Source organism: Paenibacillus sp. FSL P4-0338 (genome assembly GCF_038002365.1).
Taxonomy (GTDB): domain Bacteria; phylum Bacillota; class Bacilli; order Paenibacillales; family Paenibacillaceae; genus Paenibacillus_AQ.
The window spans coordinates 1,739,017-1,751,335 of record NZ_JBBOCG010000001.1; the positions used below are offsets into that span (position 1 = coordinate 1,739,017).

9 protein-coding genes are annotated in these 12,319 nt (G+C 46.3%); 7 read left to right on the plus strand and 2 right to left on the minus strand.

Annotation, left to right across the window (positions count from 1 at the left end):
- Positions 1–12 precede the first annotated feature (12 nt).
- Positions 13–1,443 carry an MFS transporter gene (locus MKZ07_RS07485; protein WP_051494066.1) on the plus strand — a complete coding sequence of 477 codons (1,431 nt, stop codon included), beginning with the start codon at positions 13–15 and terminating at the stop codon, positions 1,441–1,443.
- 40 nt (positions 1,444–1,483) lie between these two features.
- Here the strand turns inward: MKZ07_RS07485 and MKZ07_RS07490 are convergent, their stop codons facing one another.
- On the minus strand, positions 1,484–1,729 hold the full coding sequence (locus MKZ07_RS07490) for a hypothetical protein (RefSeq protein WP_036701435.1): 246 nt from the start codon (positions 1,727–1,729) through the stop codon (positions 1,484–1,486).
- Between the two features lie 92 nt (positions 1,730–1,821).
- On the opposite strand from MKZ07_RS07490, the gene MKZ07_RS07495 reads away from it, so the two are divergent.
- From MKZ07_RS07495 to MKZ07_RS07510, 4 genes are all read left to right on the plus strand, one after another.
- The gene (locus MKZ07_RS07495) at positions 1,822–3,042 is read left to right on the plus strand and encodes a cytochrome P450 family protein (protein ID WP_341027917.1); all 1,221 of its coding nucleotides are present in this window, start codon (positions 1,822–1,824) and stop codon (positions 3,040–3,042) included.
- Between the two features lie 189 nt (positions 3,043–3,231).
- Positions 3,232–4,449 (plus strand): sensor histidine kinase, encoded by a 1,218-nt coding sequence (locus MKZ07_RS07500; RefSeq protein WP_036701438.1) that lies wholly within the window; start codon positions 3,232–3,234, stop codon positions 4,447–4,449.
- Positions 4,446–5,099, plus strand: coding sequence for a response regulator transcription factor (locus MKZ07_RS07505; protein ID WP_341025417.1), 654 nt, complete (start codon positions 4,446–4,448; stop codon positions 5,097–5,099). The genes MKZ07_RS07500 and MKZ07_RS07505 overlap by 4 nt, the downstream gene beginning before the upstream one ends.
- Before the next feature lie 265 nt (positions 5,100–5,364).
- Positions 5,365–7,452 (plus strand): MMPL family transporter, encoded by a 2,088-nt coding sequence (locus MKZ07_RS07510; RefSeq protein ID WP_341025419.1) that lies wholly within the window; start codon positions 5,365–5,367, stop codon positions 7,450–7,452.
- A 17-nt stretch (positions 7,453–7,469) separates the two neighbouring features.
- Here the strand turns inward: MKZ07_RS07510 and MKZ07_RS07515 are convergent, their stop codons facing one another.
- Positions 7,470–8,075 carry a TetR/AcrR family transcriptional regulator gene (locus MKZ07_RS07515; protein WP_143804166.1) on the minus strand — a complete coding sequence of 202 codons (606 nt, stop codon included), beginning with the start codon at positions 8,073–8,075 and terminating at the stop codon, positions 7,470–7,472.
- Between the two features lie 127 nt (positions 8,076–8,202).
- Here MKZ07_RS07515 and MKZ07_RS07520 point away from each other — a divergent pair, with 127 nt between their 5' ends.
- Together MKZ07_RS07520 and MKZ07_RS07525 are read left to right on the plus strand one after the other, a co-directional pair.
- Entirely contained in the window at positions 8,203–9,720 is a 1,518-nt protein-coding gene (locus MKZ07_RS07520; protein WP_341025420.1) for an NAD-dependent epimerase/dehydratase family protein, read from the plus strand.
- 383 nt (positions 9,721–10,103) lie between these two features.
- Positions 10,104–12,299, plus strand: coding sequence for an alpha-L-rhamnosidase (locus tag MKZ07_RS07525; RefSeq protein ID WP_341025421.1), 2,196 nt, complete (start codon positions 10,104–10,106; stop codon positions 12,297–12,299).
- Positions 12,300–12,319 lie beyond the last annotated feature (20 nt).

Genomic DNA, 12,319 nt, shown 5'->3' on the forward strand with positions numbered 1-12,319 from the left:
GGGGGTAAAATAATGAATGAAACAACGGATCTTTATAGTACAGAGGTTGTAACACCAACCAAAAAATCGAAACCATTAGGTACTGATGCCCAGGGTATCCAGAAAACGATGCGGCCTCATCATTACTTAGGTGACGGTGTAGCACAAATTGCACTGAACTCCATTAGCGGACTTATTGGGATGGTTACTTACTTTTATACAGATAAGGTGGGTATTGCAGCTGCAACAGTAGGCACAATTATGCTGATCACCAAGTTAGTTAATGCATTCACGGACCTGCTAATGGGCCGTATCGTTGATGGTACTAAATCGAAGTACGGGAAAGCACGGCCTTGGATGCTGTGGATGGCTCTCCCGGCACTGGCCGCTATCATTTTGCTATTTACAGTTCCTGCCGATGCATCTAACACGGTGAAAACGATCTATGCATTGGCTACAGTAATATTCGCTTCTGCCATTGTCTACACGGGAATTGCTATTCCGTACGGAAGCTTAATGGCCATTCGTACGAAAAGCGTAGAAGAACGCGGTAAGATGGGCCTTACCCGTACCATCTTCGGATACATGATTGGAATCGTTGTCTCTGTTGTATTAATTCCGGTTACCAATATGCTGGGTGGAGATCAGAAGGCTTGGATCATCGTTGCCGTCGTGCTTGGATTATTATCAGCCATTGCACTGGTCCTGACCTTCCTTTCCTCCAAAGAGAACAATGCTAACGTCAATTTGAATGAAAGCGATAACGTACCCTTCTGGGAAAGTATAAAGCTCCTGTTTAAGAACAAATATTGGATCATCATGTTGTTTGCTCAATTATTTATTAATATGATGTATACGCTTAACGGCTCAACGGGGATCTATTATACCAAATATATTTTAGGTAATGAGGATCTGATCGGAATCATGGGTGCTGTTGGTTTGATTCCGGTATTTCTCGGCTTCGCTCTTGTGGGACCAATGATTAAAAAGTTTGGCCTTTCCAGCACTGCACGTATCGGGCTGATCGTCGGAATCGCTGCCTTGGGTATCCGCTGTTTCATGCCATATAGCTTTGTCGCTGCATTAGTGCTCGGTGGAATAACAACTCTGGCAACCATCCCCATGATGGCTGTGGGCGGGGTGCTCGTCAATAATACTGTAGAGTACGGTGAATGGAAGACAGGTAAGCGTCTGGTGGGGATGGTCAATAGTGCAAACAGCTTTGGAGTTAAAATTGGTATGGGCCTAGCCGCAGCGATGATTGGGTGGATTCTGGCCATGGGGGATTATGATGGAACATTAACCACACAGCCGGATTCCGCAATAACCAGTATTCTTGTTCTTACTGTATATCTTCCTGTGGCAATACTCGTGCTTACGTATCTCTGCCTGCGCAAGTATGACCTGGATGCGAAGTATCCTCAGATTGTAAAGGAACTGGAAGAACGCCGTAGTCAACAATAAACTGAATTGGTTCTGTTAACCAATGAGGACGTTGTCCTTCTTATGCTTTAATCTGACTTAAAAATATCTTTTTCAAAATATTAAGCTGCTCCGCTTCCTTAACTCCAAGGTCAGCCAATTCGCTAAACAAGGCGACTAACCGGTTATATTGAGCTTGATAAAGAGCGATATCCTCCAACGGCTCTTTTGATAAGGCCACGTAACATTCAAAAGCTTCTATCAGTTTTGAACTCTGCTGGTGTCCGGTAATACCGAAAAAAATGAATGCGTCAAAGATACGGCTCAACTTGTCATAGCAGTTTCCTTCGCCGCGAACGATTTTCTTATTATTGTAATGATACCAATACTATCATTTTGGAGGTGCCTCGATTATTGACCATGAATGAGAATGCCAACCCAACTAGACCTGAAGTTGATTTTATGGACAAGGCTTTTATCCAGCAGCCCTTTGCAGCTTATGAACGGCTGCGCGAAGAGGAGCCGGTACATCGTTTTCTGCTGCCGGGCGGGCAATTTGCCTGGTTAGTCTCCAGGTATGAGGATGCGCTTAAGGTTTTGCAGGACTCACGTTTTGTGACGAATCCCCCGAATGCCGGTAATGAAGAAGCTTCTTTGCCTTCGCACCAGGAAGTTATTTCTCGAAATTTGATTAGCGTTGGCCCTGAGGATCATCGCAGATTGCGGCGTTTAATTCAAAAAGCTTTTACACCCCGGATGATTGAAGGACTTCGTGGGCGGATCGAGGAGATTAGCGAGGAGTTGTTGGATACTATTGCTGGAAAAGGCACCCGGAAAATGGATCTAATCGAAGAGTATGCCTTCCCGCTCCCTATTATAGTCATCTGTGAAATGCTGGGTGTGCCTCTGGAGGACCAGGATAGATTCAGAGGATGGTCCGATGTTATTATGGAAGGATTCAATAATCCGGAGCTTGACCAGGCTAGCGATGAGGTCATGAAGGCCTTCGTGGATTATTTACAGGAACTTATTGCCGAGCGGCGCAAGCATTTACAAAATGATCTTATCAGTTCTTTAATCAGCGTTGAGGAAGAAGGGGAAGCCCTAACAGAGCAAGAATTGTACGCGCTTGTATTTGTGCTGATTATTGCTGGTCATGAGACAACCGTTAACTTGATTGGAAATGGCGTGCTGGCACTGTTGGAGCATCCGGAACAGAAACAAATGCTTCTTGCCCAGCCCGAGTTCATTCAATCCGCTATTGAGGAAATGTTACGCTTCAACGGGCCGGCTGAGGTAAGTAATATCCGCTGGGCAACCGAAGATTTAGAGCTAGATGGCAAACAAATTCGCCAAGGAGATATGCTGTTCGTGTCCTTACTCTCAGCGAATCGTGATAGCCTTAAATTTCAAGAGCCGGATACCTTTGATATTACCAGGAAAGTCAATGACCATATCGCTTTTGGTAAAGGGGTTCACTATTGTCTCGGTGCTCCTCTCGCCCGGCTCGAAGGAGAAATTGCCGTTAGTGCACTGCTCCGAAGAATGCCGGATATCCGGCTGGAAGTTGAAGAAGAGCAGCTGGAATGGAGACCTGGCATGATTATAAGAGGAGTCAAGGCATTCCCTGTAACATTCTAATTGTAATAACTGAACCTATCTCAAAAAACCGTGGTAACGCGGTTTTTTGTTTGTATACATTCTCAAAGTTCCCTTTCGTACAGGGTAAACCTCCCTTTTGTACGATTCAACAACTGTATGACTGTAGTACAATCGTATGTAGCAGGGGAGGATGAATACAATGACTTCAATAATTGAAAGCGGAAGGGTATGAATATCCTGAATATGTTTAAGAATGATAAAAACCTTCAAAACGAAATAAATGATGAAATCATCGTTGCCCGGTTTCCTGTTTTACTCTGGGTTTCATTAGTCTACGCAGCTTCAGTGATACTTCAAGTGGTATACGGGTTGAACTGGGTAAATACTCTTATTTTCACCTTATGCTATATAGTCCATCTTTATCTTCATTGGAATTTGTACAAAATCCCCAAAACTAAAGTATGGATCTTCTTTTTAGTTCAAGGACTGCTGATTTTAACATGCGCTTTATTAATGCCATATAGTTCTCCGGCTGTTCTTATTGGCCTGCTTCCTGTTCTTATTGGTCAAAGCATTGGGATCTACTATCAAAAACGAAAAATTACACTTGTTGCACTATACTGTTTGGTTATCTTCTTTTACACCATGTTATATTTGGGCAATCAATATGACCTTTATCTTATGATGCCGTTATTTTCATTAATGCTGATTCTAGTAGTTGCCTATGCTTCATTATTTTTCCAACAGGTCCATGCCCGAATCCGCACACAAACGTTTCTGAGAGATCTTGAAAAGGCTCATAAAAAAGTGGAAGAATTGACACTCGCCAATGAACGTCAACGTCTTGCGCGTGATCTGCATGATACCCTGGCACAGGGGGTAGCGGGAATTATTATGCAGCTTGAAGCGGTTAATGCTCACCTTACTAATGGAAATACCTCCAGATCCCAGGAATTCCTTCAGATATCCATGGGACAGGCCAGGAGAATATTGGCGGAAGCCCGGCTGGCGATAGACAACCTCAGAGTGAAGTCGGCGGCTAACATTGAATTTGAGGAGTCGGTCGGCAATGAAATACGCAGATTTACCCTGGCGACAGGCATCCATATTCACAGTCAAATTGAGATTGTCTCTCTTTTGCCGGGAACGATAAAAGAGCATAGCTTACAGATCATCAGTGAATGCTTGATGAATATAACCAAGCACGCTAAAGCGGATAGCGTATGGGTAAATGTAAGTGAAAGGCCAGGTATCCTCCACCTGGAGGTCAGAGATAATGGTGCTGGGTTTGACACCAACCTAATCGGACAAAAAACGGGACACTATGGCATATTGGGCATGCAAGAACGCGTACGGTTAATCGGAGGGAACTTGGACATTAAGAGTCGTCCAACCGGGACACACATCCAAATTGAAGTTCCAATCCATGAAGGGGAAGGGAAATGAACTCATATAAAATACTTATTGTAGATGATCACATGGTGGTCCGAGAAGGATTAAAAATGATTTTGGAGACAGATGACCATTTTGAGATTGCAGGAGAGGCAGAAAATGGACAGGCCGCTCTCCGTTTAATCGATGAACTGTCACCCGATGTAGTTCTTCTCGACCTGAATATGCCGGTAATGAGCGGGGAGGAGACGCTACAAGCCTTAAAAGCGAGACATTCTGAGATTCCTGTCATTATCTTGACAACCTACAATGAGGATGGATTAATGATCAATGCGCTGGCCCTGGGGGCCAAAGGGTATTTGCTCAAAGATACAAGCCGGGACGAATTATTCCGGACCATTGAATCGGCAATCCGGGGAAGTACCCTGTTACAGGCTGATATCCTAACTAAAGTATTCGCGGCAAAGGAACGGTCAAAAATTGCCGGGGCAAGGGATACAGAACCCGTTAACCTTACGGATAAGGAGCTGCTCATTTTGCAGCTTGTGGCCCGGGGGTTTAAGAGTAAAGAAATTGCCTTTGATATGGGCGTTACGGAGCGGACAATTAAGTCGCATTTGACCAATATCTACAGTAAGCTTGGAGTAGAATCACGTGCCCAGGCCGTAGCTACTGCCATAGAACAGGGCATTCTTCATATCTAGTCACTCGACATTATCTAGCTATTCCCACCCTGGGATATGCCGGGATAGTGTCTTTTTTTGCTGTTTGTTACTTCCCAAAAGTACATGTCCACACCTTCCCCTTGGTACGATTCGCCCTTTAAGCTTTTCCTATACACTAAATACATAGAGAATACACAACAATAGGATGTCGGGAGGACACGAAATGGCAAAATATTTATACCGTTTAGGTCATTGGTCAGCAAGCAATGCGAAAGCTGTTATGTATGGAGGATTTGCAGTTTTAGTGGCATTTGCAATACTTGCGCTAAGCTTGGGGCCAGCGTTCAGTAACAACACATCTATTCCAGGGCTGAAATCCCAAGCAGCGATTGATCTGTTAAACAAAGAATTCGCCGGACCACAGGAAGATGGGGGACAAACCCGGCTCGTCATGAAAGCACCACAAGGTCAAAGCTTGTCCTCAGAAGCCTCTCAGACCGTCATTCAGAAAACACAAAAAGAGATTATGGAAGATCCGCAAGTGAAGTCCGTAGCCGGACCTTATGATAACCGGTCGCTAAATGCGGACAAGACGATAGCCTACATGGACATCACCTACAAAACACCTGCTGGTGAAGTCACAGAAGCTTCCAGAGAACATATCACAGCTGTAGCTGAAAACATGCACTTCTTAGACTGGCAAGCTGAACTGACGGGGTCTGCTTACGTCCAGATGAAAATCATGGGTCCGTCAGAAGTCATCGGTGTACTCATCGCTTTTCTGGTTCTGTCTATCACCTTCAGTTCCTTCCTGCTCGGAGTATTGCCAATTGCAACTGCAGTGGTAGGCCTCGGGATTGGCTTGCTCGGTGTAATAATCGGCTCTAATATGCTGGATATTCCCTCAACCTCCATGGCGCTCGCCGCTATGCTTGGGCTGGCGGTGGGCATAGACTACGCGCTCTTTATTGTCTCCAGGTTCCGTCAACAATTGGCCGCGGGCTATAGCAACCGGGAATCAATAGCGATCGCAAATGCTACAGCAGGCAGCTCCGTAGTCTTCGCAGCTATAACGGTGATCATCGGACTGGCCGGTCTGGCCGTCGTGAACATTCCGTTTCTGACAGCTATGGGGCTGGCTGGTGCATTCTGTGTATTGTTAGCCATGCTGACCTCGATCATCCTGGTTCCTGCTGTGCTCAGCGCGGTGGGGAGCAAGGTCACTGCTTCAAGCGGAAACAAGTGGCTGAAGCCTCGTAAACGGATGAACGCAAAAAGTAACCGTCTGGGGCATTTTGTAACAAGTAAGCCTTGGACGATAGTTATTCTAGGAATGATCTTGCTGGGTGTAATTGCCTTACCGTTCTCACATCTGCAGTTGGGGAGTTCCGACGACGGGCTGAAATCAACGGAAAAAACGGAGCGCCGGGCTTATGACCTGCTCTCGGAAGGGTACGGCGAAGGCTATCACAGTCCGCTCATTGTTCTGGCCGTTGCCGAAGGTGAAGGAGATTTCATGACCAATGTATCAAGCGGGGTAAAGGAACTGGAGACTATTTCCAATATAGGCACGGTATCACCGGCTATTCCCGGACCGTCCGGAGAAGTTGCACTGATCAATATTATCCCGGCGACGGGGCCGCATGATATGGAAACGACTAAGCTTATAGATGCAATCAGAGATCAGGCTCCTGATATTCTAGATAAGAACCATGTGGAATTTATGGTCACAGGCGGCACAGCCGTTAATCTTGAGATTTCGCAGAATCTGAGTGATGCGCTGCCTAAATTCTGTCTCATCATCGTCGGACTGGCGTTTCTACTGCTGATGGTCGTATTCCGTTCGCTGCTGGTGCCAGTGAAGGCGGTGCTGGGTTTTATTCTATCTCTTGCAGCAACCTTTGGATTTGTAGTCTTTGTCGTTCAGGATGGTCATCTGGGCAGCGTCTTTGGCTTCTATGGTGCAGGTCCGGTTCTAAACTTTCTTCCCATCATCGTTGTAGGCATTCTTTTCGGCCTTGCGATGGATTATGAGGTTTTCCTCGTTAGCCGGATGCGTGAAGAATTCAAACATACAGGGGATGCCAAACAAGCCGTGCTGGCGGGAATGGGGCACAGTGGCGGTGTAGTAACAGCAGCGGGTCTGATTATGATCTCCGTATTTACCGGCTTCATGCTGGCCGAAGATCCGATTATCAAGTCTATGGGCTTCGCACTTGCCTTTGGTATTCTCTTCGATGCCTTTGTAGTAAGACTGCTCATCGTTCCGGCTGTTATGACCCTAATGGGTAAATCCGCATGGTATCTGCCGAAATGGCTGGACCGGATCTTGCCCAACCTTGACATTGAAGGTGAATCAGTAATGAAAGAGCTGGAGCGTAATGCTGCTTAGAGCAATCAATAAGAAACTCAGTTCTCTTCTGCCGGTATAATCGCCATTAAGGATTGGTCAGCCAAAGTGAAGATGAGCTCAGCCAGTTCATGACTGGAGAGGATAAATCCTTCTTGTATCCATTCTTGAATGATCGCCAGGCTTCCATTGACCAGGTAGGAATAAGTATACCGTTTCAACCGTTCAGGTACGTTGAGTTGAAGCTGGCTATCAATATTCTTGAGAATTTCATTCAGCAGGCGTTTGGGAAATAACACGTTTTCATTGGAGGTGAGGAGCATGACAGTGAATAGCTCCTCATCCTTTTTAATGTACTCCAGAAATGCCAGGATATAGGTAGTACCGCTGTCTCCAGCTTCAATTTTATCCAGATAGGCACTTGTGTTATTAATAATCTCCTGTTCAACTTGTTCAAGCAGGTCGTAAGCATTGGCATAATGTAAGTAGAACGTGGAGCGGTTGATGCCTGCTGAGGTGCACAATTCCTTAACGCTGATTTGGCTTATGTTCTTCTCTTTGAGCAAGCGGATCAAGCTCTGCTTCAACAATAGTTTGGTTAACCGTTCCCGTTGATTCATGGTCAAATCATCTCCAAGCCATAAAATTTCTATAAAAATAGACACTGTGATCTCAAATGTCTAAATTACATCAAAGCATAAAACAACTGATGGTTGTTAAATAGACACCGTGTCTGTAGTATGAAGGTAGACGAATGACTTGTCAATAAACTAATGATGCAGGTGAACAATAATGAAGAAAAAACGGATCATGATTACAGGCGCAGCAGGCAATATGGGTGGAGAGACCTTAAAGCTGCTTATGAACGATCTGGCGAAATGCGAGCTGCTGCTCTTCGATTTAGACAATCCGAACAGCCGTGAGAAGCTTCAGCAATATGAAGGGCTGAACAGTGTGAAAATAGTCTATGGTAATTTGTTGGATCGCAGCCTGGTGGAAGAATGTGTGAAGGATGCCGACATTATTCTTCATATCGCTGCTTTTGTTTCTCCTGCGGCTGATGAGTTTCCCGAACGGGCCATGCAGATTAACTATGGTTCAGCCCAAAACATTGTTGACGCCATTAAGAAAAGCGGCCGGGCAGGGATAACACGCTTTGTAAACATTGGTACAATTGCTGAGACAGGTGACCGTATGCCGCCGATCCATTGGGGCCGTGTGGGCGATCCTCTGAAGCCAAGTGTGTACGATTATTATGCTGTTTCTAAAATTGCTGCCGAGCGTATGGTGATTGAATCCGGGCTCAGCTATTGGGTGAGTCTCCGCCAGACCGGTATTATGGGACCTGCGATGAGCAAGATTCAGGACCCGATTATGTTCCATAACTGTCTGGAGAATGTGCTTGAGTATGTGTCGGACCGGGATTCAGGACGATTAATGCGTAACCTGTGCATCCAGGATATTGACGGTGAGCTTGATCAGGCATTCTGGCAGCATATTTACAACATTGGCGGTGGCGAAAGCTGCAGAGTGAGCACACTCGAGATGTACCAGGTGCTGTACGGCAAGCTTGGCATTACCAATCTGGATCATGTCATCAATCCGAAATGGTATGCCACCCGGAATTTCCATGGACAATACTATTTGGATTCCGACAAGCTGGAGGATTATTTCCACTTCCGCCGGGATACGATGGAATACTTCTATCAGAGCTACCTCGATAATCTTGGCGCACTCGTCCCCGTAGCGAAGGTCATCACGAAGCTCCCGGGAGGGCAGAAATTCATGGGGGCTATGATTAAACGTACAATGAAAAAGCAGGCTGTGAAAGAACGCGGAACGCTACGTTTTATAGAGGATAATGATCTTGAGAAAATCGATGCTTATTGGGGAAGCAAGGCAAACTGGGAGGCGATTCCGGAGAAGCTGTCCGAAATGAAGAAATTCTCCGATTGGAATAAAGTAATCAAGCTTGACCACGGTTACGATGAGAATAAGCCAGCCTCAGAGTTAAATATTGAGGATATGAAAGGGGCGGCAGCCTTCCGCGGTGGCGAATGCCTGTCTGCAGAGATGAAGACGGGGAACTGGACGGATAAGCTTGATTTCAAATGTGCATTCGGCCATACCTTTAATGCCAGCCCCAAGCTGATTTTGGAGGGAGGACATTTCTGCCCGCAATGTGAGCGCGAAACCTGGAATTACAAAGAACGTGCCAAACGCGAACCGTTCTTCGCCCAAGTGTGGAACCCTATTCAAGGCAAAGAGGATGGACGGGAATATACAAAAATTGTTTCTGAATTACAATAAGGAGGAAAACCGCAGGGAGGAACACAATTGTGCTTAGAATAACAAATTTAAAGATAGAAAATATGGAACAAGGCTGTATTACCGACAGAAGTCCTAATATTTCATTTGCGCTCGATTCCGATGTGAAAGGCGAAAGCTTATTAAGTGCAGTGATAACTATTGGGGACTGGGAATATGAAACCACAGATCAAATCAATAATTTATACAGCGGAGAACTAGAACCCTTCTCAACCTATAATGTCCATGTCACTGCAACAGGTACAAGCGGACAAATTGCTGTTGCCGAAACCTCTTTTGAAACTGGACGCTTGGGAAGGATATGGCAGGGAAAGTGGATCACAGATGGAGGTTATGATTTCCCCAAAAAAGTGTCACCTGTTCCAATGACATTCAAGCGTGCGTTCACAACGAAGCAATCCGTTCGCCGTGCCTGGATTAATGCTACGGCACTCGGCGTCTACGAACTGATGTTGAATGGCGACAAGGTGGGGACGGACTATTTTGCTCCAGGCTTCACCTCTTATGATCATCAAATACAATATCAGACGTATGACGTTAGCGGCTTACTCGGGTCTGAGAATATGTTAATCGCTGTCGTAGCCGGGGGCTGGGCAGCCGGCTCCTTCAATTACGTCCGTAAGAACAAGATCAGTGCAGACCGGCAAGCCTTTCTGTGCGAATTGCATCTCGAATATACGGACGGATCGTATGAGATCGTGGTAACTGATGAATCCTGGCAAGTCTCCGAAGAGGGTAATTACCGGATGGCCGAATGGTATGACGGGGAGACTTATGATGCTACTGTGGATTTGGGACAAATCGCTTGGAAACAGGCAACCTTGACAGCTCCACGTAATAGTCCGCTATTATTGGCACAGTACGGAGATCCGGTCCGTGCTCAGGAAGAGATGAAACCGATTTCATGTACTCATTCACCCGGCGGTGAAGTGATCTATGATTTCGGTCAGAATTTTGCCGGAGTCATCTCTGCCAAGCTGTCTGGCAAAAAGAATCAGGAGATAATCTTTCGTCATGCAGAGGTACTTGTTGAGGGGGAGCTGTTCGTTAAATCGCTGCGTACTGCAAAAGCGACAGCGACCTATATCTGTAAGGAGGGTCCGCAAACCTACTCTCCACGCCTAACCTATATGGGATTCCGTTATGTTGGTGTACGCGGAATAAGTGCGGAAGACTTGCAATTATCGGCGCTGGTGCTTCATTCCGATTTTGAAGAAATAGGTGAATTTGAATGCTCCAATGAATTAATTAATCAATTACACAGCAATATTCGCTGGGGCGGCAAATCTAACTTTGTTGATATTCCTACAGACTGCCCGCAGCGTGATGAACGTCAGGGATGGACCGGTGATCTTGCCGTTTTTGCCAGGACTGCCTGCTACAACTTTGATCTAAGCCGGTTTCTGGACAAATGGCTGGCAGATATGCGGGCGGAGCAAGCACCAGGTGGAGGCCTCCCTATGGTCATTCCCCGCGCAGGGGACCATTGGCCAAGGATGGCTACCTCTGCTTGGGGCGACAGCTGCATTCTTGTACCTTGGGCAGAATACCTTGCCCGTGGCGACAAACGGCTGTTGGAGCGGCAATATCCAACGATTAAGAAATTTCTAAAAGCGGCGAAGTGGTGGTCTGAATTTCTTTCCTTCACTTCTAGCAGCCGTCACGTCTGGCGTTTTCCGTTCCACTTTGGAGATTGGTGTGCACCGGACGAGACGGCCAGACAGTGGCTTAAGAAGGGCAAGTGGGTGGGGACAGCTTATTTTTCCAACTCCTGCGGATTGGCTGCCCAAATCGCTGACTTGCTTGGCTATGAAGAGGATGCCGCATATTACCGGAAGCTAAGATCCAGGATTAATGAAGCTTACCGCCAAGTCTTTACAGATAGCCGAGGCAACCTAAAGAAAGAATTTCAGACTGCCTACGTGCTTCCGCTTCATTTCAATATGACAGAAGGTACAGAGACGGCTGTTATGGCGGACAATCTTGTCCGGCTTGTGCGGGAGGCAGGCAATAAGCTAACCACCGGTTTTACAGGAACCCCTTATCTATTATTCGCTCTATCCGATAATGGATACCCCGATAAAGCATATGAGCTGCTGCTTCAGGAAGGCTGCCCGTCTTGGCTGTATGAAGTTAAAGCCGGAGGAACAACCATCTGGGAACGCTGGGATGCACTACGTCCGGATGGAACAGTAAATATTGGTGATCTTAGCGGAAACAAAAAGGATGAAGAATCCGGCGGAGGTATGGTCTCCTTCAATCATTATGCGAATGGGGCAGTAGGAGACTGGTTATACAGACGAATGGTTGGAATGGAGCCAACCAGCGGAGGGTATAGGACCTTCAAGATTGCCCCCGTCCTCGGAGGCGGAATTACATCAGCCAAAGGCAGTATTAAGACCCCTTATGGACGGGTATCTTCTGAATGGAGCATACAGGATAACAAGTTTACTATCCATATTGAAGTTCCGGTATCGGCTCTATGTACCCTTAGTATGCCGAATGGAGAGCACTACAAGCTTGAAAGCGGATATTATACGTTCAACTGTGAAGCTATCTAACTTCACCGGGGAGTCGAACA